Annotated in this window: 25 protein-coding genes and 1 pseudogene; 14 read left to right on the top strand and 12 right to left on the bottom strand. The window is 45.6% G+C overall.

Going from position 1 to position 25,108, the window contains the following annotated elements; genetic code table 11:
- Nucleotides 1–48 precede the first annotated feature (48 nt).
- The 3 genes from BWI96_RS23405 to BWI96_RS15595 are packed head-to-tail and all read right to left on the bottom strand — an operon-like array spanning nucleotide 49 to nucleotide 2,045.
- The gene (locus BWI96_RS23405) at nucleotides 49–312 is read right to left on the bottom strand and encodes a hypothetical protein (RefSeq protein WP_369804188.1); all 264 of its coding nucleotides are present in this window, start codon (nucleotides 310–312) and stop codon (nucleotides 49–51) included.
- 56 nt (nucleotides 313–368) lie between these two features.
- Nucleotides 369–1,712, bottom strand: coding sequence for a gliding motility-associated ABC transporter substrate-binding protein GldG (gene gldG / locus BWI96_RS15600; protein WP_369804187.1), 1,344 nt, complete (start codon nucleotides 1,710–1,712; stop codon nucleotides 369–371).
- Nucleotides 1,713–1,721: 9 nt separating this feature from the next.
- Nucleotides 1,722–2,045 carry a hypothetical protein gene (locus tag BWI96_RS15595; RefSeq protein ID WP_106637477.1) on the bottom strand — a complete coding sequence of 108 codons (324 nt, stop codon included), beginning with the start codon at nucleotides 2,043–2,045 and terminating at the stop codon, nucleotides 1,722–1,724.
- Between the two features lie 328 nt (nucleotides 2,046–2,373).
- On the opposite strand from BWI96_RS15595, the gene BWI96_RS15590 reads away from it, so the two are divergent.
- The 3 genes from BWI96_RS15590 to BWI96_RS15580 are packed head-to-tail and all read left to right on the top strand — an operon-like array spanning nucleotide 2,374 to nucleotide 4,831.
- Nucleotides 2,374–2,883 carry an RNA polymerase sigma factor gene (locus BWI96_RS15590; protein WP_106637476.1) on the top strand — a complete coding sequence of 170 codons (510 nt, stop codon included), beginning with the start codon at nucleotides 2,374–2,376 and terminating at the stop codon, nucleotides 2,881–2,883.
- Between the two features lie 18 nt (nucleotides 2,884–2,901).
- On the top strand, nucleotides 2,902–3,816 hold the full coding sequence (locus tag BWI96_RS15585) for a HEAT repeat domain-containing protein (RefSeq protein ID WP_106637475.1): 915 nt from the start codon (nucleotides 2,902–2,904) through the stop codon (nucleotides 3,814–3,816).
- A 4-nt stretch (nucleotides 3,817–3,820) separates the two neighbouring features.
- Nucleotides 3,821–4,831 (top strand): hypothetical protein, encoded by a 1,011-nt coding sequence (locus tag BWI96_RS15580; protein WP_106637474.1) that lies wholly within the window; start codon nucleotides 3,821–3,823, stop codon nucleotides 4,829–4,831.
- 45 nt (nucleotides 4,832–4,876) lie between these two features.
- On the opposite strand, the gene BWI96_RS15575 is transcribed toward BWI96_RS15580, so the two are convergent.
- Nucleotides 4,877–5,404 (bottom strand): NADPH-dependent FMN reductase, encoded by a 528-nt coding sequence (locus BWI96_RS15575; protein ID WP_106637473.1) that lies wholly within the window; start codon nucleotides 5,402–5,404, stop codon nucleotides 4,877–4,879.
- 643 nt (nucleotides 5,405–6,047) lie between these two features.
- Here BWI96_RS15575 and BWI96_RS23400 point away from each other — a divergent pair.
- Both BWI96_RS23400 and BWI96_RS15570 read left to right on the top strand, forming a co-directional pair.
- Nucleotides 6,048–6,173: a hypothetical protein gene (locus tag BWI96_RS23400; protein ID WP_369804186.1), complete on the top strand. Its 126-nt coding sequence runs from the start codon at nucleotides 6,048–6,050 to the stop codon at nucleotides 6,171–6,173.
- Complete coding sequence (locus BWI96_RS15570; protein ID WP_369804185.1) at nucleotides 6,164–6,748, top strand: DNA alkylation repair protein; 585 nt, start codon at nucleotides 6,164–6,166, stop codon at nucleotides 6,746–6,748. The genes BWI96_RS23400 and BWI96_RS15570 overlap by 10 nt, the downstream gene beginning before the upstream one ends.
- A gap of 591 nt (nucleotides 6,749–7,339) precedes the next feature.
- Here BWI96_RS15570 and fbaA read toward each other — a convergent pair.
- The gene (gene fbaA / locus BWI96_RS15565; protein WP_106637472.1) at nucleotides 7,340–8,425 is read right to left on the bottom strand and encodes a class II fructose-bisphosphate aldolase; all 1,086 of its coding nucleotides are present in this window, start codon (nucleotides 8,423–8,425) and stop codon (nucleotides 7,340–7,342) included.
- 439 nt (nucleotides 8,426–8,864) lie between these two features.
- Between fbaA and accD the strand changes: the two genes are divergently transcribed.
- The gene (accD, locus tag BWI96_RS15560) at nucleotides 8,865–9,719 is read left to right on the top strand and encodes an acetyl-CoA carboxylase, carboxyltransferase subunit beta (protein ID WP_106637471.1); all 855 of its coding nucleotides are present in this window, start codon (nucleotides 8,865–8,867) and stop codon (nucleotides 9,717–9,719) included.
- A 172-nt stretch (nucleotides 9,720–9,891) separates the two neighbouring features.
- A complete protein-coding gene (locus BWI96_RS15555) occupies nucleotides 9,892–12,456 on the top strand; it encodes a family 20 glycosylhydrolase (protein ID WP_106637470.1) in 2,565 nt (854 codons plus the stop codon).
- Between the two features lie 52 nt (nucleotides 12,457–12,508).
- Here BWI96_RS15555 and BWI96_RS15550 read toward each other — a convergent pair whose 3' ends face one another.
- The 3 genes from BWI96_RS15550 to pruA form a co-directional block, all read right to left on the bottom strand.
- Nucleotides 12,509–13,774 (bottom strand): T9SS type A sorting domain-containing protein, encoded by a 1,266-nt coding sequence (locus BWI96_RS15550; protein WP_106637469.1) that lies wholly within the window; start codon nucleotides 13,772–13,774, stop codon nucleotides 12,509–12,511.
- An 82-nt stretch (nucleotides 13,775–13,856) separates the two neighbouring features.
- Nucleotides 13,857–14,705, bottom strand: a complete 849-nt coding sequence (mazG, locus tag BWI96_RS15545) for a nucleoside triphosphate pyrophosphohydrolase (RefSeq protein WP_232793760.1) — start codon at nucleotides 14,703–14,705, stop codon at nucleotides 13,857–13,859.
- 103 nt (nucleotides 14,706–14,808) lie between these two features.
- Nucleotides 14,809–16,440: an L-glutamate gamma-semialdehyde dehydrogenase gene (pruA, locus tag BWI96_RS15540; RefSeq protein ID WP_106637468.1), complete on the bottom strand. Its 1,632-nt coding sequence runs from the start codon at nucleotides 16,438–16,440 to the stop codon at nucleotides 14,809–14,811.
- A gap of 347 nt (nucleotides 16,441–16,787) precedes the next feature.
- On the opposite strand from pruA, the gene BWI96_RS15535 reads away from it, so the two are divergent.
- The 4 genes from BWI96_RS15535 (at nucleotide 16,788) to BWI96_RS15520 (ending at nucleotide 19,255) form a co-directional block, all read left to right on the top strand.
- Nucleotides 16,788–17,411, top strand: a complete 624-nt coding sequence (locus BWI96_RS15535; protein WP_106637467.1) for a sigma-70 family RNA polymerase sigma factor — start codon at nucleotides 16,788–16,790, stop codon at nucleotides 17,409–17,411.
- Nucleotides 17,412–17,663: 252 nt separating this feature from the next.
- Entirely contained in the window at nucleotides 17,664–17,963 is a 300-nt protein-coding gene (locus BWI96_RS15530; RefSeq protein ID WP_106637466.1) for a phosphohydrolase, read from the top strand.
- 149 nt (nucleotides 17,964–18,112) lie between these two features.
- Nucleotides 18,113–18,685 (top strand): guanylate kinase, encoded by a 573-nt coding sequence (gene gmk / locus BWI96_RS15525; RefSeq protein WP_106637465.1) that lies wholly within the window; start codon nucleotides 18,113–18,115, stop codon nucleotides 18,683–18,685.
- Nucleotides 18,686–18,760: 75 nt separating this feature from the next.
- Nucleotides 18,761–19,255 carry a hypothetical protein gene (locus tag BWI96_RS15520; protein ID WP_106637464.1) on the top strand — a complete coding sequence of 165 codons (495 nt, stop codon included), beginning with the start codon at nucleotides 18,761–18,763 and terminating at the stop codon, nucleotides 19,253–19,255.
- Between the two features lie 153 nt (nucleotides 19,256–19,408).
- On the opposite strand, the pseudogene BWI96_RS15515 reads toward BWI96_RS15520, so the two are convergent.
- Both BWI96_RS15515 and BWI96_RS15510 read right to left on the bottom strand, forming a co-directional pair.
- Nucleotides 19,409–20,463, bottom strand: a pseudogene (locus BWI96_RS15515) (UDP-glucose--hexose-1-phosphate uridylyltransferase).
- 29 nt (nucleotides 20,464–20,492) lie between these two features.
- Nucleotides 20,493–21,671: a galactokinase gene (locus tag BWI96_RS15510; protein WP_106637463.1), complete on the bottom strand. Its 1,179-nt coding sequence runs from the start codon at nucleotides 21,669–21,671 to the stop codon at nucleotides 20,493–20,495.
- Nucleotides 21,672–21,846: 175 nt separating this feature from the next.
- On the opposite strand from BWI96_RS15510, the gene BWI96_RS15505 reads away from it, so the two are divergent.
- From BWI96_RS15505 to BWI96_RS15495, 3 genes are all read left to right on the top strand, one after another.
- Entirely contained in the window at nucleotides 21,847–22,857 is a 1,011-nt protein-coding gene (locus BWI96_RS15505) for a LacI family DNA-binding transcriptional regulator (RefSeq protein ID WP_106637462.1), read from the top strand.
- Nucleotides 22,858–22,963: 106 nt separating this feature from the next.
- On the top strand, nucleotides 22,964–23,461 hold the full coding sequence (locus BWI96_RS15500; RefSeq protein WP_106637461.1) for a GAF domain-containing protein: 498 nt from the start codon (nucleotides 22,964–22,966) through the stop codon (nucleotides 23,459–23,461).
- A 138-nt stretch (nucleotides 23,462–23,599) separates the two neighbouring features.
- The gene (locus BWI96_RS15495; protein WP_106637460.1) at nucleotides 23,600–23,824 is read left to right on the top strand and encodes a hypothetical protein; all 225 of its coding nucleotides are present in this window, start codon (nucleotides 23,600–23,602) and stop codon (nucleotides 23,822–23,824) included.
- Between the two features lie 160 nt (nucleotides 23,825–23,984).
- Here the strand turns inward: BWI96_RS15495 and BWI96_RS15490 are convergent, their stop codons facing one another.
- Nucleotides 23,985–24,434 (bottom strand): hypothetical protein, encoded by a 450-nt coding sequence (locus BWI96_RS15490; RefSeq protein ID WP_106637459.1) that lies wholly within the window; start codon nucleotides 24,432–24,434, stop codon nucleotides 23,985–23,987.
- 4 nt (nucleotides 24,435–24,438) lie between these two features.
- The gene (upp, locus tag BWI96_RS15485; RefSeq protein ID WP_106637458.1) at nucleotides 24,439–25,083 is read right to left on the bottom strand and encodes a uracil phosphoribosyltransferase; all 645 of its coding nucleotides are present in this window, start codon (nucleotides 25,081–25,083) and stop codon (nucleotides 24,439–24,441) included.
- Nucleotides 25,084–25,108 lie beyond the last annotated feature (25 nt).

Here is a 25,108-nt window from a genome sequence, read left to right as displayed (position 1 = left end):
TATCCAGGAACTAATAACCAACAACTATTAACCCCTAAACATTAACCATTAACTGAACTGCTTCTGTCGCCAGAAATACCAGCCACCGCCTAACAGAACAATGAAGACTAGTGGACCTAACAAGTTTAATACTTGCCAGACCATTTTGTTTTCTTCTATTTCTACTTTGTCCAGCGGCCGTAACTTGAATTCTTTCGTTCGGGCCGTAATTACTCCGTTGTCATCGAGCAGATAATCCACTGCATTCAGGATAAAATCTTTATTGGCATAGATGTGGCGATCGGGGCTGAAGCGGTCAAAACCCAAGGGCAAAGGTACCTGACGTTTCGGATCGAAATCGTTGAGAGCTAAATCCCCGTCAGCTACTACTACAATTTTGGACGGTTTATCCTGAACGGCAAACCCTTTCGAGCGAGGGTCTCGGGTAATAATCGATTGCGGAATAATGACGAAAACTTACCCTCCAGCAAATAGGCCACCGCTTTGGGCCCACCCGTATACTGCGTTGGATCAGGTTTGCGGCCCGCTTCGTTGTAAGGAATAACGGCCGGAGCCCGTAGGGTTTGGGTATAGGCGGAGGTAAATACCAGCGGCGTTTTTCGAATGCCTTCCGCCGCTACGGTATCGAGTGAACCTACGTAACGCCCGTATAAAGCATCCAGATTACGGGTAATGGGTGATTTACCGTACGAATTCAGCAAAGGATAAAACCGCCAGGGCATGAGCTGAATGTTAGCCTTATCGCCCATCGTTCCGACGTTTAGCGGAATTTGAGCCGAGAGCATATCCTTCACGACTACCGAGTTAGCCCGGAGCCCATAACGGAATAATAACTCATCAATTTTCAGATTCGTTGGCTGAGCATACACACCTTCGCGTCCTACCGAATCGGTCTGCACAGCATCCATGAAGAACAGAGCTTTACCTCCGTGCACAATAAACTGATCGAGCTTTAACTGATCGTCCTCCGAAAACTCCTGATCGGGTTTGATGACCAGTACCGCATCCAGCCCATCTAGATTAGGCGAGGTTTGCAGGTTCACCTGAAAAATATCGTAGTTCTTTTGCAGAGCCACAATCAAATCCGAAATCCGCACGGGATTCAGTTTTTTGGAGAGTGTAGATAATAACCCAATCCGCTTTTTTTCTTTCTGGGTTAACTCCCGCAAAGCCGTAGCCAGCGAGTATTCCACGTTTTCAGCCGAAAGATTCAGATTTTCCTGAGCCGACTGCGAGATATTTCCTTTCAGTAATTGAACCGAAGTCTCCTTATTCTGAAAGGTTAATAAAGCTCCCGGCCACACCAGCTTCTGCGAGCGACTGTCTTGGCCCCCTTCTACTACATTCGTAGGGATTAAACCTTTCTCAGTCAAGGCTTCGTATAAGGCATTTCGCTTCTTGGCATCTGTTTCAGCCGAAGGATCAATAAATCGATAATCGAGGTGACCACCGGAATGAGCTTTAAATTCTTCCAGCGTTTCTCGAATGGATTCCCGCAGATGCCGAAAACCAGGGTTCAAATCACCGTCGAGGTATACTTTCACGTACACCTCGTCATCGAGCTGGTCAAGTATATTTCGGGTGGCATCCGAAAGACTGTAGCGGCGGTCTTCCGTTAAATCGAGACGGAAATAGAAAAAACCGGCCAGCACATTCAGGGCTACCACTCCAATCACTAATAGCAGGGGACGCAGGTACTTGGATTTCATCATATTCTAGGCTCAGAACAAGCTGAGATAGTCACTAAAAACAAAAGTCCGGTTTCTTGAGAATCCGGTTAATTCTTTCAATATGCCTAATTTCTCAAAATCAGCGGTTAACTCTCCCGCAGCTTTAGGGCTCAAATGACAGATCGTCTGTACATCTTTCACCCGAATAACCGGATTTTGAAATAAAGCTGACATCAGCGTTAGCCCTGATGTGAATTTGCGGCCTAGTGTAGTTCGGATTTCAATTTCGTATTTTTCTTTTAACCCTAAGATTTTACCTAACGTATCGCAAGCCGTTTTACTAGTCTTTTCTATTCCAACGAGAAAATATTTCAACCATTGTAACAGATCATTTTTATCTCTAACCCTGGTCAGGTTATCGTAGTATAGGGCTTTATTTTCCTCAAAAAAGGAAAATGACTTGTCCGAGTAACCCGCTGATAAGAGGTATAAAGTAAAATATAGCTGGCTATATTTTACTTTAAGCCCGTAAAGTAAAATATAAAATTCTATAGTTTACCTTAAGGCCTAAATCATAGGAGGTCAATTTCATGGTAGAGTGCTGCTCGCAAGCCTTCTAAAAATTTTCTTTCCCTAACTTGTAACCTTTCGCTTTTCCCGAAGTACCCTTTTACAAAATCAACCATCTGTTAACCCCGCTTCCATGACCGACGAACAGGCCATGCAGGCCGTAAGTGAAGGAGACCTCGACAAAGCCGCCATTTTGTACGAACGTTACAAAAAGTCGTTGCTGAATTTCTTTCTCTATCGGCAATCATCCCGGGATATTGCCCGCGATCTCACCCAGCAGGTATTCCTGCGGTTGTTGCGGTATCGGCATACCTTCCGGGAAGGGGCAGTTTTTCGAACCTGGATCTATGAGTTGGCCCGAAACATCTATAACGACCATCTGAAAACGCTGCGGCATCACACGAACGAATTTCCTGATATCCTGCTGGAAGAAGATGAAAGCGAAGCCTATCACCAGCGGTTACATCAGGCTCTGGAGCTTCTCCCTGATTCATACCGGGAAGTGTTGCTGCTCAGCCGCTTTCAGAATATGAGTTACGAAGAAATCGGGCAGGTACTGGGCCTTTCCGTAGCTAATGTAAAGGTGCGGGCCTTTCGGGGACTCCAGAAATTACGTGAATTGTATTTCCAGATCAATGATTAATTATTCCCTGTTCATGTCATGGAAAAAGATACTTTATTAATTGACTATCTGCTGGGCAGGTTATCCGAACCCGAGCGATTGGCTTTTGAAGAGATGCTTGCCAGCGATTTACCCCTCCGCCAGGAAGCCGAAAGTCTCGAAAAAATCTGGCGGGATGTTCAGCGTTACGAGGTAGAACCAGATGCAGGATTAGACACGGCTTTTTACGCTTTGCTGGATCGGGAAAAGGAGAATCAGACGCTTGAAAGTCAGCATCAACAGGAGGCAAACGTTATTCCGCTTCCTAAAAAGCGAGTTTACTGGCCTTATGCCGCCGTTCTGGCTGCTTTTGGAATCATGTTCTGGCTGGGACGAATGACAGTAGCTCCCGAAATCAAGACGCAGACCGTAACCATCGAAAAGCCCTCTTATCGACCTTTGGAAACACCACCTGCGGAGGAAGTGGCTCAGCTAGAGCCCTCTACCAAAGAGGAAACGAAAGACGTTTCCATCAAAAAAGTACAACAGGAAGTAGCCACGCTCCGCAAAGAATTAAAAGTTACCCAGGAATTAGTGGTGCTCGGCTTACTCCGAAAAGAGTCAGCAGCCGAGCGGTTGAAAGGACTGCAATACGCCAGTAATATGCCCTCTCTCCCACCCGATTTATTACAAGCACTGGCTCAAACCCTTCGCAAGGATGAAAACATTAACGTTCGCCTGGCCACGCTGGAAACGTTAAAGAGTTACGGCAAAAATCCATCGGTTCGGAAAGCCTTACTGGCCCGGCTGAATGCCGCCTCGGAGTTACCCGAACAGATAAGCGTAATGGAAACGCTTGTCATCAACAAAGAAACAGCGGCCTTACCTCGCCTGAAACAACTAGCAGAAGACGAAGCCGCTGACCCCATCATTCGCAAACAAGCTCAACAGAGTATTCAACTACTAACGATCTAACGTCATGAAAAAGGTTTTCATACTTACACTGCTTCTTTCGGCATATTCGGCATTGGCTCAGGAAGAAAAAGAGACCAAAACATACCGTATGCCTCTTAAAACGAAGAAAGTTTCTTTTCTGATCAGTAATGCAGAAGTAGCCATTCAGGGATACGAGGGCACTGATATTGTTATTGAAGCCAAGGGCATTACGCCCCCACCTAAAGAAGCGGAAGGGCTAAAGGCTGTGGGGGCCGGAGGTACGGATAATACCGGTATTAACCTTTCCTCGCAAACGGAAAATGGGGTAACTATTTTTAAAACGGCTCTTCGGCAGGACGAGGTCTCGTATGTCATTCGTCTACCTAAAAACACTGATTTACTCTGGAAATCGGGTAATAATTTCTTTGCCAATGATGACGAATTAACAATTACGGGTATTGAGGGAGAAATTGAAGTTCGTACGGCCTCTACGAATATCAATCTGAAAGACATCACAGGTCCGGTTATTGCTTATTCAACGATGGGAAAAATCAGTGCTCAATTTAGTAAGGTAAATCAGAATAAGCCGATTTCCCTGTCTACGAGTCATGAGGCCATTGATGTAAGTCTCCCATCGGACACCAAGGCCTCCGTCATTCTGGATGCTTCGCAGGGTAATGCTTTCACAGATTTTGACCTACTGCCTTTGCCTGAAAAAGAAGCCAAACAAAGTGAGTCCCAAAGTGTAGATGGGTTAGTCGTAGTGGGTTCTGGTTCCAGAAGAAAAGACAGTGAAAATCTAGCCAAAGGAGCAACTAGTTCTAAAAATAATTCGGCTTCTAATTCATCTGCCTCTTCCATAAGCATTAGCACGAAAGATGTAAACATTCAAACGGATAATAATCAAATTCTTAGCTTCGCCAGTGCAAAGCCATTTACCATTAACAACATTTATATCAACGGTAACGCAACCAAAGGTATCATTAATGCTCCCGGCGTTTCAATTACCTTAAAATCTTCGATGGGTAATATCTACCTCCGAAAGCGAAAATAATCAGCTTAATGAAAAAGAGCAGGCTACTAAGTCTGCTCTTTTTCGTTAAGGAAGTTTCACCAGCATTTCAATTTGTTGCTTCAGTAAGGTTTTGATAAACTCATCCTGAATCTCACCTTCTACCCAGTTCTTTTTCAGAAAAGGAATCTTAACCCGTAAGCCTAAAACCGTGGCGTTCATAAAACTTAGGATATCCGTCAGGTGACTCATACCCAAGGGATTTCCACTTCCCCCATCCGAAATACCGACCAAGGCTACCATCTTGCCGCTCAGCTTGCTGGGATAGTGAAAGCCGTCTATAAAAGCCTTCAGCACGCCGGGAAACGAACCATTATATTCAGGCAAAACAAAGACCAGTTTGCTGGCTCCTTCCACCAGATCACGCACAGCATTGAAGGCATCGTGCTTGCCAAAATTCCCGTAAAGGGCCGATTCAATAAAATCAACGGGCAAATCTGCTAGGTCTACTACGCGGGCATCCGCCCCTGCCGCCTGTATTTGCTGACGGTAATATTCAGCCACCTGCCTACTACGGGAGTTTTTCTGATTGGTCGAGGAAACGATGGTAATCATGGATACTATTATCTTTTCTGAGTGTCAATTCAATACCTATTTCTAGGGTAGCAGGAATGCTTGATACTAATAAATAATAATCAGCAACCTGCATTTGAAATTTAAAGTTGCAGTCTTTCTCTAAACTTTTCTATAGCAATTTATTCTATCATTGTTCGCAACTAAGTAACCGCTCTTTCGGATTTATAATCCGAAAGCTATCTGTCAGGGATTTGTAATCCTACGCAGCAACCATAACCGCCTCTACCCAGACGCGACTTCATCGCGTGTCTAAATTTTTTATCCCTATTAAACCACTACCCACTTTTATGCTGGTAGCCTGAGGGACGCCATGAGTCCTACTGGTAGCGAAGTTACCTCAAATCCTAATAAGGTTCTTCGCTTTGCTCTGAATGACAGGGAGGGGTGCTTGCAGTTGTTAATATCTCTTTTCTTTACCTGATCAATCTCTCGAACGCAAGAGCAGATCTTGCCTAATAATGAATCGAAAGTTGAGGAAATAAAGGTAATAGTGGCTGGCAGCATGAGCTATGCGATCAGCAAAAAAGCGGGTAGTGTCTTTGTCGAACTATATCCCTAGTCCGAGAAAGAAATTGCTTGCAGATAACGTTTACCTTTGCTTTTCCTTCATTCTACCTCCATCATGTCTCATCAGGACGTTATTCAATCACTTCAGATTCAGGCTAATCCTGAAAAAGCTGCCTTCGTCGCTCGTTACTTCAAAACCGGGCCGGGCGAATATGGGGAAAATGATCGTTTTTGGGATTAGCCGTCGGCGAAGTTCGGAGCATTGCCAAGAAGTTTCGCTTTTTGCCTCTGGAAGAAGTTTCTCAACTCATCCAAAGCCCTTACCATGAATGCCGGGCCGCGGCCCTGTTCATTTGGGTAGATCAATATAAAAAGGGAGACTTGAGTCAGAAACTGGAAGTTTTCGAAGCATATTTAGCTCATTTGGAATACGTCAATAACTGGGATCTCGTCGATGTTTCTGCCCGGGATATTGTCGGGGCTTTTCTTCACACCCAGGATCGGCAGTTACTTTACGATTTCGCCCGTTCCGAGCGAATTTGGACGGTTCGCGTCGCTATCATCGCTACCTTATATTTTATCAAAAAGAAAGAATACAGCGATACACTGGCGATTGCTGAATCTCTGCTTTCTCACAAACATGATCTGATTCACAAAGCCTGCGGCTGGATGCTCCGTGAAGTAGGTCAGCAGGATCTGGAAGTGTTACGGGAATTTTTAAACGAACATACCCTTGCCATGCCCCGCACCATGCTTCGGTATGCCCTTGAAAAATTACCCGAATCCGAACGACAGTATTATTTAAAGCTGAAGTAATGCAGGACACTAAGTAGTTGATAGTCAACTTAACCTTAGCATTTCCTGCGGAACTTAGCAGAATAGTAGCTTTTGGTATAAAACGTCGTTTGAAACGCTATCAACGAAACTGGAAATTACGGTGGTGAAATAATAAATGTAGAGACGTCCATTCATGGCGTCTTGCTGAGGATGGAATTCCAAACAGTGGATAACCAATATCGCCTTTTACCCAGAAGCGATAAAGTCGCGTCTCTACATTTCTAAACCCTAATAAAACTGCTCTTTCGGATTCATAATCCGAAAGCTATCTGTCAAGGGTTTATAATCTCAAGCAGCAAAACGGGCAGAGAACCCTTCCCTATCATTTAGAACGAAGAACTCACTGGGGTTTGAGTTGAGAAACCTGCTGCCAGCAGAAAAGCTGGCAGCAGGAGCTATGTAACGGAAACGCTTCCCAGTCACTCTTACCTTTATTTTCTCAACTTTCGCCTCATTGTCAGTCAAGTAACAACGAAAAATCAAAAAACGCTGACAGAACTAAATCTGCCAGCGTTCTCTAAAGAGTTAAGGTTCAGTAACTCAACACACCAAACCCAAAACTCCAAACTACTATAAGTATTGGTTTACGTTAACCGCGTTCAGATCTTCGAAAGCCGCTTTCAGACGAGCAATGAAAGACTTCTCACCTTCGCGTAACCATACGCGGGGATCGTAGAACTTCTTGTTCGGAGAATCTTCACCCGTTGGGTTACCAATCTGAGCCTGTAGGTAGTCTTCTTTGGATTTGTAGAAACCTAAGATACCATCCCAGTATGCCCACTGTAAATCCGTATCAATGTTCATTTTGATAGCACCGTAGCTGATTGCTTCGCGGATTTCTTCGCGAGAAGAACCTGAACCACCGTGGAATACGAAGTTCACGGGTTTCTCAGCTTCCAGATTATACTTCTCACGAATGTATTTCTGAGAGTTATTCAGGATTACGGGTTGCAGTTTCACGTTACCGGGTTTGTATACACCGTGAACGTTACCAAAAGCTGCTGCTACCGTGAAGCGAGGAGAAATAGCATTCAGTTTCTCGTAAGAATAAGCTACTTCTTCAGGCTGCGTGTACAGACGAGAAGAATCAACGTCAGAGTTATCCACGCCGTCTTCTTCACCACCCGTTACCCCTAATTCAATTTCCAGAGTCATGCCAATTTTTGACATACGCTCGTGGTATTTTGAAGAGATTTCGATGTTTTCTTCCAGAGGCTCTTCTGATAAATCGAGCATGTGAGAAGAGAACAGAGGCTTGCCATTTTGCTCGTAGAATTTCTCCCCTGCTTCCAGCACGCCATCAATCCAGGGAAGGATTTTCTTGGCACAGTGGTCCGTGTGAAGAACTACCGCAACTCCATATTTTTCAGCCAGCAGGTGGATGTGCTGAGCACCTGAGATCGCACCCGCAATAGCGGCTTGTTCGTTTTCGTTTTTCAGGCCTTTACCCGCGTAGAACTGCGATCCGCCGTGCGAAAACTGAATGATTACAGGGGAATTCAGATCACGAGCCGTCTCCAGAACCGCGTTTACGGTGCTGCTTGAAATTACGTTTACGGCTGGAAGTGCAAATTGATGTTTTTTGGCGAGTTCGAATAACTCCTGCACAGCGTCTCCAGAAAGAACACCTGGAGCAATTTTAGTTGCATTGGCCATACCAATCGTTGAAATGAGAGATTATGATATAATTTTTACTCGTATCAAAGGAAGTCTTGAATCACTGGTTTTAGAGTAGGTGCACTCTTCCATTATTGACTCTTAACATCTCATGCTGATGAAGAAGAGGTGCTGCTTTCCGATTCTGAAGAATTGAAAATCAACTGTTGCAAACTTATGCATTTTTCCAGGGATCATCAGTACATCTCTATAAATAAGCTGGATTATGGGGTAGTTCGTTCAATTTTAGGTCTAAAAAATCCAATATTCTGTAAAAATTGGATTAATGCTGCCTTGAAAAGTACAAATTCTCGGTCTATCCCACGCATACAAGTCAGGAATGATCTATCTTTGATGTCCTAAATCAAGTGCTGAATGGCTTGACTTGAGGATACCCTCCTCCCTTAACCTTTCAGACTTCAAAACAAGAAGCAGAAATATGTCTTGGTTCACCCGGAAAGACAAGGGTATTCAAACGCCCACTGAAGCCAAACGGGAAGCCCCCGACGGGCTCTGGTACAAGTGCCCCGAGTGCGGTAACATCATGCATACCCGCGAGCACAAAATGCAGGCTTACACCTGCTCGAAATGTAATTACCACGAAAAAGTAGGTTCTCAGGAATACTTTGAACTACTCTTCGACGATACCCTTTATACTGAACTCGACGCCACGATGACCTCGGGCGATCCGCTTCATTTCAAGGATACCAAAGCGTATCCCGATCGTATCAAAGCCACGGAGAAAAAAACAGGTCTGAAGGATGCCGTTCGCACGGGTCACGGCAAAATCAATGGTATTGATCTGGTGGTTGCCTGTATGGACTTTGGCTTCATCGGTGGTTCGATGGGTTCTGTAGTAGGTGAGAAAATTGCCCGGGCGATGGATTACTCCCTCAAAAACCGGATTCCCTTCCTGATGATCTCAAAATCGGGCGGTGCCCGGATGATGGAGGCAGGTTTCTCGCTGATGCAGATGGCCAAAACTTCGGCTAAAATTGCCCTGCTCGACGAAGCAAAGATTCCTTATATCTCCTTATTAACGGATCCTACAACGGGAGGCGTGACGGCATCTTTTGCGATGCTAGGCGATTTCAATATCTCCGAACCTGGTGCCTTAATTGGTTTTGCAGGTCCCCGCGTCATTCGGGAAACCATCGGTAAGGATCTTCCTAAAGGTTTCCAAAGTGCTGAATTCGTTCAGGAACACGGTTTCCTTGATTTCATCGTGGATCGTAAAGAATTAAAAGATCGGCTGAGTAAGTTACTTGAAATAATTTGGGTACAGCCTTCTTAACGTACTAGTGAATGCATGAAAAGCCTGGGTGGAAATCCAGGCTTTTTTTGTGGGTACTTAGATGGGATGAGCACATTCTAAGGGTTAACCTCTATTATTCTATTTTAAATCTTTCAAGTCTAGTATCTTTAGCCACTTGCTTAATCGTAAACATTGATAATCCTGTTGCTTTATGCGTCGTAGCTTACTTGCCGCTTTTCTTCTGCTAAGCGTCTGGGTATGCCTGAGCTGTAAATCTTCCGAAAAAACTTCGGGAGAATCGAGCGTGGCCATTTCCTGGAAACTCCTTACTAATTTCCCGAAAGATACCACAGGCTTTCAGGCCCAGTTTGTCTTAACCAATAAAGGTGAAGAAACCTTAACCAATAAAGGATGGACGCTGTATTTCAGCATGTCGCCCCGAACGATTCTGGCTTCAACTACCCCCGTTCCCGGCACCGTCGAGCACATTAATGGCGACTGGTACAAACTCACGCCCACTGAAAGCTTTGAGTTAAAACCCGGAGCTTCCATAACTATTCCTTACGCGGGGACAATCCCCATCAATAAAATGATCGACGCTCCGGTCGGACTTTATTTTGTTTTTGGAGAAGGCGAAAACGAACGCATCGAAACGGTAACGGAATATACCCCAGAGCCGATGACGGAAAAAGAACAGATCCTTCGTGGTCCGAACGACCAGATGCCTTTGCCCACAGCGGCGTATCATTACCAGCAGAATTCGGCTTTATCTTTACTCTCTCCCGAGCAGTTACCCGCTCTAACGCCGATGCCCGTTCAGGTAACCAAAGGTCAGGGCAATGTGAGTCTGAGCAGCCAATGGCCCATTTATTACGCTAAAGAATTACAAAAAGAAGCTACTTTCCTCAATAACCGTCTGCAATCCTTAACGGGTACTTCCTACCCACTGAAAGAAGCGACGACGGCGGCAAGCAAAGGAATTTTACTAAAGATTGCCCCCGTTACGGTAAACGGTATTTCGAAAGAAGCCTATCAATTGAATGTGAGTAATGAAGGCATTACCATTACGGGTAATGATCCCGCTGGCGTATTTTATGGCGTTCAGAGCTTACTGGCTTTGGCTCCTGTCGCGGCTTATAACAAACCTGCGGCTTCGCTTACGTTACCCGCTCTGCAAATTCAGGATGCCCCACGTTTTGGCTTCCGCAGCGTTCATCTGGACGTTTCGCGTAACTTCCAAACCAAGGAAAGCGTCCTGCGAATGCTGGATTTATTAGCTTTCTATAAAATTAACAATCTGCTCTTCTACATTACTGAAGATGAAGGCTGGCGTTTGGAAATCAACGGATTACCTGAGCTTACCGAAGTGGGCTCACACCGCCAGCATGTGAAGAATATCAAGGATAATGCCTTACCTCCGGCTTATGGTTCTGGCCCAACCGCAAACGCCAAGGACACGTACGGAAGCGGTTACTATACCCGCAAAGATTTCATTGAAATTCTTCAATATGCGAATGATCGTCACATTCGTATTATTCCTGAAATAGGCTTTCCCGGCCACTCGCGTGCGGCTATTAAGTCGATGGAAGCTCGTTACGAGCGTTTCATGAAAGAAGGCAATAAAAAGGCGGCGGAAGAATTTCGTCTGATTGATCCTGATGATAAATCCGTATACATCTCGGCTCAGGCGTATTCAGATAACGTGATTTGCGTAGTTCGTCCTTCGGCGGCTCATTTCTTTGAAACGGTGGTGAATGATGTCGTTAAAATATACGACGAAGCCGGTCTGAAACTCAACGCTCTGCACGTCGGTGGTGATGAAGTTCCGATGGGTGTCTGGACGAAATCTCCCCTGGTGGATGCTTTTCTGAAACAACATCCTGAAGTGAAAGGCCCCCGGTATCTACAGAGTTATTTCTTCGGTCAGATGTTACCCAAGCTGAAAAAGCATAATTTGGAAGTACACGGCTGGGAAGAAATAGGCTTGAATGTGGACGCGAACGGTACATACGTAGCAAACCCCGAGTTTGCCGGGAAAGGGGTCATTCCTTACATCTGGAATAACGTCTTCGACCTGGATTTGGGGTACCGCATGGCAAATGGAGGTTACCCCATTGTGCTCTGTAACGTTACGAACCTGTACATGGATTTGGCTTACAACAATGACCCCGCCGAGCCCGGTCTGTACTGGGGCGGTTATGTGGGGCCTCGCAATGCCTGGACGTTCGCTCCTTACGATTATTTTAAAACGACGTATGTGAATTCGCTGGGTAAGCCTCTGGATTTTTCAGGCAAAGAGAAGCTTCAGAAACGTCAGAATATTTTAGGACTGGAAGCTCAGCTCTGGACGGAAACCGTTCGCGGTCGGGACATGATGGAGTATTACGTTTTACCCAAACTGATGGGTTTTGCAGAAACAGCCTGGTCAGCGGAACGGAAATGGGAAACCATTGAAAATAAAGCCCTCCGCGAGCAAGCTATTTCAGAAGGCTGGAACGTTTTTGCAAATAACCTGGCTCAACGCGAGTTACCTCGTCTGCGTTACCTGAACGGGGGCTATAACTACCGCGTTCCCACGCCCGGAGCAATTCTGGAAAAGGGTATGCTAAAAGCCAATACGGAATACCCAGGCCTGCAAATTCGCTATACCACAGACGGTTCCGAACCTACCGTACAATCGAGCTTATATTCAGCTCCGGTAGCCGTTAAAGGCCCCATAAAGTTGAAGTGTTTTGATACAACGGGGAAAGCCAGTCGTAGCGTTACGGTTCAGTAAGCTGATTTTATAAAGTAAAAGCGGTTAGAGTCCTCCCTCTAACCGCTTTTTGTTAAGGAATAATAATTCGCTGGCTGGAAGTCTGATTCCCGACACTAGCTCGAAGCACATACATACCACTTTCCAGCATGGCCATGGGTGAAAGTAGGGTCTGTTCGCTGGTGAGTTGATCTACTTTCAAAGGAACGGGTTGCCCGGATTTTGAAAACAACTCGTAACTCATTTGTTGAATGGCTTGAACGTAAATGGCTTTAGCAGAAACGGCGGGATTACCCATCACCTGCCATTCAAATGTCGGCCTATTCCTTACAACAGATACCGTCCGACAGATGTATTGGGTTCCGTCTTCATCCACTTGCCGGAGGCGGTAATAACTTGTTCCGCTTAATGGATCTTCATCCACCGCTGAATACTCATTCCGCTGCGTCGTCGTACCGGATGCCTCATAGGTTCCGATTACTTCAAAAAACTCGGCATCTTTACTCCGCTCTACTACGAAAGATTTAGCATTTTTCTCCTGACTGGTAGCCCAGTTCATTCTCACTTTAGTCCCAACAGGAGTGGCTTTGAAATACACTAATTCCACAGGCATTGGGCCCATGCTTCCCTTAATTTTCAGATTATCAAAAGTGACGGTGCCATTACTGTTGTTCCAGATGAACTTGAAATCAGTAGGCATAACGCCCGTAGATAATTCACTGGCTTCATCAAATTCCAGTGAATTATCTACCCAGATGTCCATTTTATTAGCTTCCAGCGTGCCAATCCGGCCTTCGTCATCGTTGTAAGAGGTCGAAGCATTAGAGACGTTCATAATCCAGGTAACCGTTTTCGTACCCGAATAAGGGCCTTTGTTTACTGAACCGCCTTCCTGTACATGTAATTGAAAAGAGTTACCCAGGGTATTAAAGTGAAAACCTAAACGAGCAAAGACCGAAGCATTCGCGGGCAAGCTGCCGTTGTCATTGAGATTACCCACATAGAGGTAATTGTAGGGCGTTGTCGCGTTGGAAGTTTCAGTAATGTTGGCCGAAATCGTGAACTGAATGTAAAGAATCGTTGGCGTTTGAGTAAACAGATTGTCCGTTTTAGAGAACCGAACCTGACTTCCGGCGGCCTTATTAAGCGTTAACTTTTGCGAAGAAAGATCAATCGTGGAGGAGCCATTGGCAATGAGCTCCGTGAATTTATTGGGGCCACCGCCTTTGTAATCAGCAGCATTGGAAGAGCTACTAAAGTCCTGCTCAAAGTACGTAGTTACTTGAGCATAGGTTAGGTTTACCCCGCAGAGCAGAAGAAAGGAATAAAGATATTTCATAAATAAGGTTGGTTGTTTAACATTCAAACGTCCAACCTTATTCAGAAATTAACAAGTATATATACTTAGAAAGTAGCAAATGTTATTTAACGGTAGTGCCTAAGCTCTTGGCTTCGTTCCAATAGATGTCCATTTCAGCCAGCGTCATATCCTTCAGCACTTTACCATCTGCTTTAGCTTTTTCTTCCAGATACTGAAAGCGGGAAATGAACTTCTTGTTGGTGCGTTCTAGGGCTGTTTCGGGATTAATGTTAATGAAACGGGCGTAGTTCACTAGCGAAAATAGAACATCGCCAAATTCACCTTCCGCCTTTTCGCAATCATGCGAGGTTCCGGCTTTAAACTCGTCCTGAAACTCTTCCATTTCCTCCCGCACTTTTTCCCACACCTGTTCTTTTTCTTCCCAGTCGAAACCCGCTCCACGGGCTTTTTCCTGAATCCGCATGGCTTTCACCAAAGCGGGAAGAGAAGAAGGTACACCACCCAGCACAGATTTGTTACCTTCCTTAATTTTCAGTTGTTCCCAGTTTTGCTTTACCTGTTCTTCGGTGTCGGCCTGAGCATCTCCATAAATATGAGGGTGGCGGTGCACGAGCTTGTCACACAGGCTATTCATCACATCAGTAATGTCGAAATTACCCGTTTCTGAGGCGATTTTAGCGTAAAATACCAGATGCAGTAAGACATCACCGAGCTCTTTCTTAATCTCGGGTAAATCTTTCTCCAGAATCGCGTCCGAAAGCTCGTAGGTTTCCTCGATAGTCAGGTGCCGGAGTGTATCCATCGTCTGCTTCCGATCCCAGGGACAATTCTCCCGAAGCTCATCCATGATCGTTAATACCCGATCAAAAGCCATAAGCTGCTGCTTACGACGACTCGATAACTCCTCAAAAACCCGAGGCTGCTGCGAAGCGTGAAGTTCTTTTTGCATGAATGGGAAGTGTTTTGAGTTTACAGTTTTCCGTTGTCAATTTTCAGGGTTAATAATGTTAACCCAAAACTGATAACGGAAAACTGACAACTGTAAACTATACTTATTCTGCCAGGAAGGGATAACGATAATCCGTAGCAGGGATAAAGCCTTCTTTAATGGTACGAGCGGATACCCAACGCAGCAGGTTTTGCATGGAACCCGCTTTGTCGTTCGTTCCCGAGCCGCGAGCTCCGCCAAAAGGCTGCTGACCTACTACGGCTCCCGTACACTTGTCGTTAATGTAGAAGTTACCAGCCGAGTTAACCAGCTTACGGGTAGCCAGATCAACGGCGTAACGATCCTGAGCGAATACGGCTCCGGTAAGAGCGTAAGGAGACGTGCGGTCAATGAGTGACAGCGTTTCCTCAAACTGGGCAGCTTCGTATAAATAAATCGTCAGAACAGGTCCGAAAATTTCCTGCTCCATTGTTTCTGAATGCGGATCGTTCGTCAGGATGATGGTAGGATCTATAAACCAGCCTTTTGAGTCATCATACGTTCCACCCCAGATAATTTCGTTCGCAGGATTTTCTTTAGCCCGATCAATAAAACCCGTGATTTTCTGGAAAGCACGCTGGTCAATCACTGCGTTTACAAAGTTGGAGAAGTCTTCTGTTCCACCCACCTTGAACGTTTCGAGCATAGCTTTCATTTCCGCCCAAACGGAGTCCCAGAGGCTTACCGGAATATATGCCCGTGAAGCGGCTGAGCATTTCTGGCCCTGAAATTCGAAAGCAGCCCGTAATAAATTAGCGGCATACGCTTTAACATCGGCTGATTCGTGAGCGATCATGAAATCCTTACCGCCTGTTTCACCCACAATGCGGGGATAGTAACGGTAGTTATCCATGTTCGAGCCAATGTTTTTCCAGATGCTTTTGAACACCGCCGTGCTACCCGTAAAGTGGATACCGGCAAATTCTGGATGACTAAATACCAAATCACCAATCATCGGACCATCGCCCTGAATCAGGTTAATTACGCCGGCGGGAACACCCGCTTCTTTCAGCACCTGCATCAATACGTAGGCTGAATACATTTGCGTGGGAGCAGGTTTCCAAACGACTACGTTACCCATCATCGCTGCCGATACGGGCAGGTTGCCTGAGATAGCCGTGAAGTTAAAGGGAGTTAAGGCGTATACGAAACCTTCCAGTGGACGGTATTCTACCTTGTTCCAGATCGTTGCGTCGGGCGAAATGGGTTGATTGCGGTAAATTTCTGTTGCGAAGGCAACGTTGAAACGCAGGAAGTCTACCCACTCACAAGCCGCGTCGATTTCCGCCTGAAACGCGTTTTTCGACTGACCCAGCATGGTAGATGCGTTTAATAAATAGCGGTACTTAGTAGCGGAAAGCTCAGCCGCTTTCAGGAAAATAGACAAGCGATGTTCCCAGGATAATACCGACCAGGCATGACGGGCTTCGAGAGCCACCTCAATTGCCTCCGTTACGTGCTGAGGATCGCATTCGTAGAAATGACCCAACACGTGCTGATGATCGTGTGGAGACGTCATGGCTACTTTTTTATCCGTACGAATTTCCTGATTCCCAATGTAAAGAGGCATATCAATCTGCTTCGACCGTAGTTCAGCCAGCGTATCTTTCAGTTTCTGACGCTCGGGAGAACCGGGAGCATAGCCATAAATGGGTTCGTTTTTAGGAATCGGGACGTTATAAATTCCGTTGGACATAAGGATTTATAGATGAAGTTTATTTTAGAACTGGCGTTTGACAATTGATTATTAAATAAGTCTGATCTACACTACGTTAACCAACCCTTTATGCAGTCAAATAATTCAATATCTTTGCGAAGGTACGGCTTTTCTATGGAATCTGATGGGAAAGACCGGGCCCTTCCTTCCCCAAAAGTAGCACTCATACCTGCTGCTGATTCCCTCATAGGGAATTCCTTCAGGGTTCAGGCATAGTTTTCTAGTGTGTTAACCTTTATTATCAGCCATTTTGTCAGCAGAACCCCGATGGCAGGCTTTTGTACCGTAATAATATTTTAGCTTTAGCCCGAAAAATAAGCACAGCCATGACAGCCGACGAATATATCGCCGTCCGGCAATATACAGAGACCGAAAAGTACAACATCTTCGACGGAGAGCTTATGCCGCACATCCAGTCGATGTATAACTTTGCCTTTCGGTTAACTCAAGATGAGGACGACGCCAATGACCTGGTTCAGGATACCTATCTGAAAGCGTTTCGGTTCATTAACTCTTTTGAGCGAGGAACCAACGCAAAAGCCTGGCTTTTCCGGATCCTGAAAAACAGTTTTATTAACGATTATCGCCGCAAGTCAAAGGAGCCTAGTAAGGTTGACTACCAGGAGGTAGAAACCTATTATGATTCCGAAGAAATGGCTGGTACCAGCCAGACTACTGACTTACGGGCTGAAACTGTCCAGGAGTTATTGGGAGATGAAGTGACCAATGCCCTGAACGCATTACCCGTCGATTTCCGTACGGTACTGATCCTCTGCGATGTAGAAGGATTTACCTACGAGGAAATGGCGAAAATTCTGGATATTCCTATCGGCACGGTGCGTTCACGTTTGCACCGGGCTCGGATGTTACTCAAAGAAAAGCTGAAAACATATGCTTCGTCGATGGGTTATGACACGAGTGGAGAGTCGGAAGATGAAGATTCCTTATAAGTTGGAAACTTTTAGCAGATTAATCTGCTATAGCATGGACTGCCCGCAAGCAGTCCTATTTTTCTGCTTACCAAAGAATCATCGTTTAGATTACTCTCCTTCAGTTTATTAAGAGAAAGAAATATAGTTTTAAAGAATTATCTGTAAATCAGGAACCAAAAAAGTGTAGTGTTGATTGTGGCCTAAGTTTTCCACGTTTACTAGGTGGTGTTTACGCCAACAAAAGCACCCGCTAATTATTTAGATGTTATCATGACTCCCATGACACCCGAATCCAGTTCATCTGCTGAAGCAGAGAAGGTGGTTAAGAAAGAGCACTGTGAGAATCACGCCGAATGCATGAAACTCATTCAGATGGTTTTGGACGGCGAAGCCGGTTCCGAGGAAATTGAACACGTTCGCCAGAATTTGGGCAAATGCTTACCCTGTTCCAACGGTTATAACCTCCAGAAAGCAATCAAGGAGGCCTTACAGTTTCGTGTCGAACACAAACCTGTCCCGCAAAATCTGGCTGATTGTATCAAGAGCAAAATACACGCCCTGGAAAAATAGACCCTTTACGGATAGACTACTTCTCTCACTTTTAAGAAGTTACGTTTTTTATACCTGATTTTAAATCATCTGATTTATTTTTGAGGCTACAATGACCTCGGGGTACGCTCCGAGGTTATTCATTAACAGACCTTAACTAATTCACTGGTTTGAACGGTAAAGCCATTATATTCTGTGCTCCTTCCGGTTCCGGAAAGACGACACTTGTCAAACATTTGCTGGCCTCCCAGCCCGATCAATTCGGCTTTTCTATCTCGGCCTGTACCCGCGACAAACGTGGCCGGGCCGAAGAACACGGAAAAGATTATTATTTCCTGAGCATTGACGAATTCAAACAGAAGATCGACGAAGATGCCTTCGCCGAATGGGAAGAAGTATATCCCGGCGGCTATTATGGCACGCTTAAATCGGAAATTGAACGCGTCTGGGCGGACGGAAAAGTGATTTTATTTGACGTAGACGTAAAAGGCGGACTGAAGCTGAAACAATACTTCGGCGATAGAGCTCTGTCGATTTTCGTGAAAGTACCCTCCATGGAAGTACTCGAACAACGCCTGCGTTCACGCGGTACCGAAACCGAAGACAGCATTTCTAAACGTCTCTATAAAGTGCGTTTCGAGATGTCTTTCCAGGATCAGTTTGACGTTATTCTAATAAACGACGATCTGGAAACCTCCACCACGGAAACTAATCGCCTGGTTTCGGAATTCATAGGAAAGTAGTTGATTGTTGCTAGGTAGTAGTTGTTTAGATTCCCTTTTCAACAACTATCAACAACCAACCTATAACTAAAAAATATGCGAATCGATTTTGATCAGATGCCTGACCATGCCCGGCTCTGGGTATATCAGGCCAACCGTACGCTCTCTGCCACCGAGCAGGAAGTGATTCAGAGTCAGTTACAGGCTTCTTTTGAAGAATGGGCCGCTCATGGTCAGCCTTTAACGAACGCCGTCACGGTTCTTCAGGGGAGATTTGTATTATTAGCGGTGGACGAAAAAGCTTACGCCGCCAGCGGTTGCTCGATTGATGCCTCTACAAGAATCATCGGTCAGATTGGTCAGCAGGCGGGCATTGACTTCTTTGATCGTTCCATTGTTTTCAAAACTGAAGACGGCATTGACTCGGTGGATGGTCTAAAAGGAAAGTCCGCCGTAAAAGCCGGAACGATTCAACACGACACGATTATTTTCAACAATCAGGTAAAAACCGTAGGCGAATTTCGTGCCAACTGGGAATTACCCGCCTCCGAAAGCTGGATGAAGCGATTCTTTGTTGGCGTAGTTAGTTAAGAGTTATTTGTTTTGAGTTTCGAGTTGATAGAAAAGTTAATCCTCCACTACTGGCTTTTTCGCTGGTAGTCTTTGTTGGGTTTATTAAAAAAGAAGAAACTCCGAAGACTTTACATTCCTCGGAGTTTCTCTTTTTTTAATAACCAACAACTACTAACTAACGACTGAATCCTTATAATGCGTTTTTGGTAATTCACGTAGGCGTTTTGCACTTTGTTCGGGGGTAATGTCCCGCTGAGGATTTGCCAGCATTTCGTAACCTACCATAAATTTCTTTACCGTTGCCGAGCGTAATAAGGGCGGCAGAAATACAAAATGCCAGTGCCATTCGGGGTGAGCTTCACCATCTGTGGGAGCCTGATGAATACCAGCCGAATACGGGAAAGAAACTTCAAAGAGATTATCATAAAGAATCGTTAGCTCCCGATAAGCCTCTGCTAACCCATCGCGTTCAGCGTCGGTCATATCCAGAATCGAAGCCATTGCCCGACGAGGAATAATCATGGCTTCATAAGGCCAGACGGCCCAAAAGGGAATCAGGGCTACGAAGTGTTCATTTTCGAAAAGAATCCGCTCTTTTTTTACCAATTCCTTTTCCAGATAATCACTCAGCAACGTTCTGCCATACTTTTCAAAGTACTTCTTCTGATTAATCTGCTTACGATACGGTTCGTCAGGAATGCTGTATTGAGCCCAGATTTGACCGTGTGGGTGGGGATTTGAACAGCCCATGACAAAACCTTTGTTCTCAAAGATCTGAACGTGGTTAATCTCCGGCTTTGCTCCTAATTCTTCGTACTCCTGACACCAGGCATCTACGACCAGACGAATGTCTTCCGACGCCATTTCTGGAATGGTTAGGTCGTGACGAGGCGAAAAACAGATCACCTTACAAAGACCCGATTCACTCCGAGCCTGAAACAATTCCCCGTCCGAAACTTCCCCATAGGGTGTATCCTGAATCAGGCTGAGAAATCATTCGTAAAGACGTATACATTCTTATAATCAGGGTTTTTCTCGCCATTCGAACGCGTATTGGTCGGGCATAGGTAACAGGTCGGGTCGTACTCAGGACGTTTGTCTTCGACCGATTTTTCCACCTGTCCCTGCCAGGGGCGTTTGGTACGGTGTGGCGAAACCAGCACCCAACTATCCGTTAAAGGATTATAACGACGATGTGGATGTTCATCAAACTGAAAATCACTCATGATAGAGTTTTGGGTTTAGAGTTAGGATGTTAAGCCTGTTCACTGGTTACTTCAATGCGGGAGGTACCTTTTTTGATGACTACTTTGTGAGTAACCAAATCCAGATTCAGACCCTCTTTATAAGCCTGGGTCATCTCGGTAATAAACTGATCTGCGTCTTCTTTCTTGACGAGGTTAATCGTACAGCCTCCGAAGCCGCCACCCATCATACGAGCACCTAATACCGAAGGATTATTCCGCGTTTGATCCACCAGAAAATCCAGTTCTTCACAACTCACGGCGTAATCGTGCTGAAGTCCGTCATGCGTTTCATACATTTTCTGACCGAATGCCTCCAGATCGTTCGCCTGCAAATCCTTACACGCTTCCACCACTCGTTGAATTTCACCAACCATATACTTACAGCGTTTGAAGGTGATGGGATCAAATTCCGCTTCGTGCTCCAGCAGCAATGCCATATCTACATCCCGAAGGCTTTGAATGCTGGGTTTATGAGCCTGTAAAATGGCTACCCCCCGCTCGCACTCCTGCCGACGGGTATTATATTCCGATGTTCCGAGGGAGTGTTTCACACCGGTATCGCATAAAACCAGTACGTGCTCTTCCTGCGTGAAAGGGAAGTACTCGTATTCCAGAGAACGACAATCCAACCGAATTACGGAGTCGGTTTCTCCCATTAAGGAAGCAAACATATCCATAATCCCACAGTTCAGCCCTACAAACTGATTTTCAGCTCGCTGGCATAACTGCACCAGGGTCATTTTAGGAATCCCCAGCTTGAAGATTTCATTCAGGGCGAAAGCCAGTCCAGCCTCCAGAGCAGCCGAGGACGATACCCCTGCTCCTACCGGAATATTTCCCCCAAAGACCAGATCAAATCCGTTTATCTCATACCCTAGCTTCTGAATCTGATCAATAACACCCTTCAGGTAATACGTCCACTTCTCGTCGGATTTTGTTAGGTTATCCGTCGTAAATGTCTCTTCCCGGTTAAGGTTATAGGCTATGGTTCGGCAAGTTTGATCGGGTCGGGGGCTAATCGCAAAAATCATTTCACGGTCAATGGCGGCGGGTAACACGAAACCCATGTTATAATCCGTGTGTTCGCCAATGAGGTTAATACGTCCCGGAGAACGTACCAGTAAAGCAGGTTCAGAACCAAAAGAATTTTTAAACGTTTCTAGTATCGCCGTCAGAAGAGAGTTCATGCGGATCGTTTGTGATTAGATTTTGCGAATTACTAGTTTCAAAAGAACAAGCTTTTTAGCAGATTTGGAGGAGCTTCAAGGCTTAATTCTTTGCTAACGGAACCTAGTTTGCCCAGCCTGAGGCATTGCAAAGGATTGCACAAGTATTTTATTTTGTGGACTGACAGTGGAAAAGATGCCTAAACACCAAGCGACCATCAAGGAAATTGCCCAACAGTTAGGCGTATCCATATCAACGGTCTCGCGAGCCCTTCAAAATAATCCCCGAATCGGGCTACGTACCCGCGAACGCGTTTGGGAACTAGCCAAGCAATTGCATTACCGACCCAATCCGGCAGCACTGGTACTTAAGAAAAAACAGACGCACACCATTGGCGTGGTATTACCTTTTTTAAAGGAAGAATTTTTCTCGACGGCCATTACCGCCATCGAAGATGCTTTGCAGGGATATAATGTAGTGATTTCGCAATCGAGAGATAGCCTGGAGCGGGAAAAGGGAGCCCTAACTACTTTCCTGAGCAGCCGGGTTGATGGCGTTATTGCTTCCATTTCAGCTGAAACGCATCATTACCTGCATTTTAAAGAATTGGAAAACTTTGGGATACCAGTCGTGTTTTTTGACCGCGTGCCTCGAAATGTACCAGCTCATAAAATCCGTAGTAACATTACACAAGCGGCGAAGGAGATGGTGGATTTTCTGGCTCATAAAGGACTGGAACGCATTGCCTTACTCAACGGCCCACCCCAACTGGAAGTAGCCGAAGAGCGGCAGCGGGGTTACTTACAGGCCATGAAGGAACGAAACCTGCCCATTCTGCCTCAGCTCATTTGCTCTTCGGATTTATCCAGAGAAGATACGCAGACGAAAGTTCATTACCTGCTCAGTCACGACCCCAAGCCGCAGGCCATTATTACGTTTAACGATTACGTTTCCCTGCACGCCATTGAAAAGGCTCGGGCTGAAGGTATCATTCCCAATCAGGAAGTTTACTTTGCTAGTTTTGCCAATCTACCGATGATGGAATACGTTCATTTTCCGCCCATTGCCTCAGTCGAGCAGTTTGCCTACACCATGGGACAAAAAGCAGCCGAATTATTACTCCAGCTCATTCAGAATCCGGGTGATACGCCTTATCAGGAAATTTGGGTGAAAACGGAATTGGTGGTCCGGGAGTCGGGCGTTTGATTTTTAAGTTTGCCAATGTTGATCGGATATAAAACTTTGAAAGTTTCTTTCCGACTAGCCATTACCTAGTTTCATTCTTTAATTCATTATTTACTCTATTTCATCAATGGCTGAAAGCTTGTTTGTTCCTGAGAATTCTTCTCGCAAAGAGATTTACGATAGCCTGATTCCGCAAATTGAAGCCCTAGTTAGCGGGGAAGACGATTTCATTGCGAACCTTTCCAACATTGCTGCGGCTCTCAAACAAACTTTTAATTTTTTCTGGGTAGGTTTTTACCTACGAAAAAACAACCAATTGGTTCTCGGCCCTTTCCAGGGATCCATTGCCTGTACTCGCATTGATTTCGACAAAGGCGTTTGCGGGCATGCCTATACAACCCAGCAAACGGTTCTCGTACCTGACGTTGACGCTTTTCCAGGCCACATCGCCTGTGCCTCAGAATCACGCTCAGAGATTGTATTACCTGCGTTTGATGTAAATCAGGAGGTCTTTTTAGTACTGGATGTGGACAGCAATAAGCTCGATGATTTCCACGAAGAGGACCGCGAAGGGCTCGAAAAATTGATGCGGATTATTGAAAAACTCGCCCGAACGAATTACTAGTTTTCCGTTTGCAAGGGTTTAGCGTTTTGTGTTTAGGGTTTAGAGTTGGACAGCGAAAACTCTAATACAAGGTAGCAAGACGTTTTGATATGCAGCCCCTAACCCCAGAGTGGTTGAATATGAATAGTTCCGGTCTGGATGGACCTAGGCTGGATAGCCCCGGATGCTAATCCGGGGTTTTCGTCCGATTATTCCGCAACAGAGGCGTTTTTTGTTACCCCTACAATTCTTCAAATCTCTACTCCCCTGGCTGGTGAGGACACAGCCATTACCAAAGGCGTAGTGGTTGGTGAGGACACCAACCAGGGCGGAGAAATGAAAGAGGTAACCCCATCGGGGTTCAATATGGATAGCCCTGGGTGACAACCCGGGGATTTAGTTTATCTTCAATCTCCCAACTAGACGTAATGAATCGCGTCTCACTCCCCCTGGCTGGTGTCCTCACCAGCCATTACTAAAGACCTAGTGGTTGGTGAAGACACCAACCAGGGAGAAAAATAATACCCTAAGACAGGATATTATCTTAGTCCAAAATTAGCTTCCGTAAGTCAGCGAGGTTATAAATCGCCCAGCAGAAAATTACCGCCCAGAAAACGGCGAACACCAGCATCCAACTCATAATTCGAAGGGGCGAAGCTTTAAACGATACGGCCAATAAAGTTCCTCCAATGGGCGTAAATAGCAGGGGCGTCAGGCAGGCAATGCCGGCTATACCGAACTTGCGGTAAATCGTAACGGCCCGCCGCGATGATTTCGTAAAACGCTTCCGGGGCGTCTTTCTGATTTGCTCCCAGCCAAATCGAATGATTCGCCCTAAGAAAGTAAAAATAATAACGCTGAGCATCATTCCCCCAACCGTGCAGAGAATGGTCTCCGTCAGGGTTAGATTCAACGCCAACCCCGCCAGCGGCCCACCGACAAACTTGAGCATCGAGGCCAGAATAACGGGAATGTATACACTAAAACTCTCCATGATTTTACAGCTTCTCTCCAAAGGCCAGGTCGCCGGCATCGCCCAGGCCGGGAATGATGTAATAATTATGATTCAGTCGCTCGTCCACGTCCCCTACCCACAAACGACATTCGGGCATTCGGGTCTGTACGTGCTTGATTCCTTCCGGCGAGGCAATTACGGCAGCAATGTGTGTGCGGGCCGGAATACCGTACCGGAGTAATGAGCGATACGACGTTTCCAGTGACTTACCCGTAGCCAGCATGGGATCAACCAGAATAAGCGTCTTACCCGTAATGTCAGGACAGGAAATATATTCCAGCTCCACCGTAAAATCTTCCCCTTCGGTATGATTCCCCCGATAAGCTCCAATAAAGGCATTTTCAGCCCGATCAAAGGCATTTAAAAAGCCCTGATGAAAAGGTAGACTCGCCCGAAGTACAGCCGCCAGAACGGGCTGTTGGGTTAATAAAAAGGTTTTTGTTTGTCCTAGAGGCGTTTGTACCGTAGTTTTCGAGTACGTAAGCGTCTTGGAAATTTCGTAAGCCAATAGCTCACCTAAACGTTCGAGATTCCGCCGAAAACGTAAGGGATCTTTTTGAATGTGAACATCACGCAATTCAGCAATGAAATGATTGGCGATGGAAGATTGCTCGGTCAGGACAAACATGTAAAAATGAATTTCAGAATCTCTT

This window comes from Siphonobacter sp. SORGH_AS_0500 (assembly GCF_002838835.1).
GTDB lineage: Bacteria > Bacteroidota > Bacteroidia > Cytophagales > Spirosomataceae > Siphonobacter.
This window is presented reverse-complemented; position numbering and strand designations above follow the sequence as displayed.

Excerpts from the sequence above, each read along its gene's own strand:
- gldG (WP_369804187.1), bottom strand. The coding sequence starts at position 1,712 with ATGATGAAATCCAAGTACCTGCGTCCCCTGCTATTAGTGATTGGAGTG.
- BWI96_RS15590 (WP_106637476.1), top strand. The coding sequence starts at position 2,374 with ATGACCGACGAACAGGCCATGCAGGCCGTAAGTGAAGGAGACCTCGAC.
- BWI96_RS15585 (WP_106637475.1), top strand. The coding sequence starts at position 2,902 with ATGGAAAAAGATACTTTATTAATTGACTATCTGCTGGGCAGGTTATCC.
- BWI96_RS15580 (WP_106637474.1), top strand. The coding sequence starts at position 3,821 with ATGAAAAAGGTTTTCATACTTACACTGCTTCTTTCGGCATATTCGGCA.
- BWI96_RS15575 (WP_106637473.1), bottom strand. The coding sequence starts at position 5,404 with ATGATTACCATCGTTTCCTCGACCAATCAGAAAAACTCCCGTAGTAGG.
- BWI96_RS23400 (WP_369804186.1), top strand. The coding sequence starts at position 6,048 with ATGTCTCATCAGGACGTTATTCAATCACTTCAGATTCAGGCTAATCCT.
- fbaA (WP_106637472.1), bottom strand. The coding sequence starts at position 8,425 with ATGGCCAATGCAACTAAAATTGCTCCAGGTGTTCTTTCTGGAGACGCT.
- accD (WP_106637471.1), top strand. The coding sequence starts at position 8,865 with ATGTCTTGGTTCACCCGGAAAGACAAGGGTATTCAAACGCCCACTGAA.
- BWI96_RS15555 (WP_106637470.1), top strand. The coding sequence starts at position 9,892 with ATGCGTCGTAGCTTACTTGCCGCTTTTCTTCTGCTAAGCGTCTGGGTA.
- BWI96_RS15550 (WP_106637469.1), bottom strand. The coding sequence starts at position 13,774 with ATGAAATATCTTTATTCCTTTCTTCTGCTCTGCGGGGTAAACCTAACC.
- mazG (WP_232793760.1), bottom strand. The coding sequence starts at position 14,705 with ATGCAAAAAGAACTTCACGCTTCGCAGCAGCCTCGGGTTTTTGAGGAG.
- pruA (WP_106637468.1), bottom strand. The coding sequence starts at position 16,440 with ATGTCCAACGGAATTTATAACGTCCCGATTCCTAAAAACGAACCCATT.
- BWI96_RS15535 (WP_106637467.1), top strand. The coding sequence starts at position 16,788 with ATGACAGCCGACGAATATATCGCCGTCCGGCAATATACAGAGACCGAA.
- BWI96_RS15530 (WP_106637466.1), top strand. The coding sequence starts at position 17,664 with ATGACTCCCATGACACCCGAATCCAGTTCATCTGCTGAAGCAGAGAAG.
- BWI96_RS15520 (WP_106637464.1), top strand. The coding sequence starts at position 18,761 with ATGCGAATCGATTTTGATCAGATGCCTGACCATGCCCGGCTCTGGGTA.
- BWI96_RS15510 (WP_106637463.1), bottom strand. The coding sequence starts at position 21,671 with ATGAACTCTCTTCTGACGGCGATACTAGAAACGTTTAAAAATTCTTTT.
- BWI96_RS15505 (WP_106637462.1), top strand. The coding sequence starts at position 21,847 with ATGCCTAAACACCAAGCGACCATCAAGGAAATTGCCCAACAGTTAGGC.
- BWI96_RS15500 (WP_106637461.1), top strand. The coding sequence starts at position 22,964 with ATGGCTGAAAGCTTGTTTGTTCCTGAGAATTCTTCTCGCAAAGAGATT.
- BWI96_RS15495 (WP_106637460.1), top strand. The coding sequence starts at position 23,600 with ATGGACCTAGGCTGGATAGCCCCGGATGCTAATCCGGGGTTTTCGTCC.
- BWI96_RS15490 (WP_106637459.1), bottom strand. The coding sequence starts at position 24,434 with ATGGAGAGTTTTAGTGTATACATTCCCGTTATTCTGGCCTCGATGCTC.
- upp (WP_106637458.1), bottom strand. The coding sequence starts at position 25,083 with ATGTTTGTCCTGACCGAGCAATCTTCCATCGCCAATCATTTCATTGCT.